General features: G+C 57.4%; 2 tRNA genes and 1 rRNA gene. All 3 read left to right on the forward strand.

Annotated elements, in window-relative coordinates:
• Nucleotides 1-393: ribosomal RNA gene (locus U1701_RS18605) — 16S ribosomal RNA — on the forward strand; the annotation flags it as partial.
• Between the two features lie 208 nt (nt 394-601).
• Nucleotides 602-678: transfer RNA gene (locus U1701_RS18610), tRNA-Ile, on the forward strand.
• Nucleotides 679-692: 14 nt separating this feature from the next.
• Nucleotides 693-768 (forward strand) — tRNA-Ala (locus U1701_RS18615).
• The last annotated feature ends 549 nt before the right edge of the window (nt 769-1317 follow it).

Raw genomic sequence — 1317 nt, forward strand, 5'->3', positions numbered from 1 at the left:
AAGGTAACCGCCGGTGATAAGCCGGAGGAAGGTGGGGATGACGTCAAGTCCTCATGGCCCTTACGCGCTGGGCTACACACGTGCTACAATGGCGGTGACAGTGGGCAGCAAACTCGCAAGGGTGAGCTAATCTCCAAAAGCCGTCTCAGTTCGGATTGTTCTCTGCAACTCGAGAGCATGAAGGCGGAATCGCTAGTAATCGCGGATCAGCATGCCGCGGTGAATACGTTCCCAGGCCTTGTACACACCGCCCGTCACACCATGGGAGTTGGATTCACCCGAAGGCGTTGCGCTAACTCGTAAGAGAGGCAGGCGACCACGGTGGGTTTAGCGACTGGGGTGAAGTCGTAACAAGGTAGCCGTAGGGGAACCTGCGGCTGGATCACCTCCTTTCTAAGGATATCGGCGGAAAGCGCTGACAGCCTCGCACTCGGACTTCGGTTCGGATGCCATGCGGTCGGAAGAGCTTCCTCCATTCCAAAGAACATTAGCCGCCGTCCTCATGTCCCTTCATCAACTGGATCCCAAGCCTAGCGGCTTGGGTAATCTGAGCTGGCACCTCCCGCCTAGCGGTCCTTCGGACCAGCTTGGGTGTGAGATGGGGCCGGTAGCTCAGGTGGTTAGAGCGCACGCCTGATAAGCGTGAGGTCGTAAGTTCAACTCTTACTCGGCCCACCATCTCGCAGCATAATGGGGCCTTAGCTCAGCTGGGAGAGCGGTTGCTTTGCAAGCATCAGGTCATCGGTTCGATCCCGATAGGCTCCACCAATGCGCAGTAGACGAGACGAGGCAGCGAAAGCTGCCGCGCACGACTACAAGCACGGCCAGCGCCGAGAAGCGCGCCCACAAGGCGCAGCTTCGCTGCGACTGACGGGCGCAGCGGGCACGGCCCGCTAACCACATATCCAGGTTGATGAAGAGAAACGGTTCGCCGTGCGAGAGCACGGTGATTGGGTCGCAAGCGACCCGTATTTGACATTGTGAATGGGTTCTTAAAATCGATGCCGTGAGGCGTATGATTTGGGACGTTGAGGACTGCGAAAGCGGTTCGTAAGGCACCTTGGTGCCGAACGGATTGGCTGCGTAGCTCGAAGCGTTCGGACGTGCGTCATCATATAAATAATCTGGCTGAGATTATAATCATCCGCACCTGACAAAGGCCAACGCACACTGCTCTGCCGAGTTGGTGACCTCTTTGGAGGCACCCAGTGATGTCGTTGGTGGTGTGGACTCTCAAGCGTGAGGTAAGGGCAATTCGTGGATGCCTTGGCACATACAGGCGATGAAGGACGTGGCACGCTGCGATAAGCGTCGGTG

Source organism: Sphingomonas rhamnosi (assembly GCF_036663615.1).
GTDB lineage: Bacteria > Pseudomonadota > Alphaproteobacteria > Sphingomonadales > Sphingomonadaceae > Sphingomonas.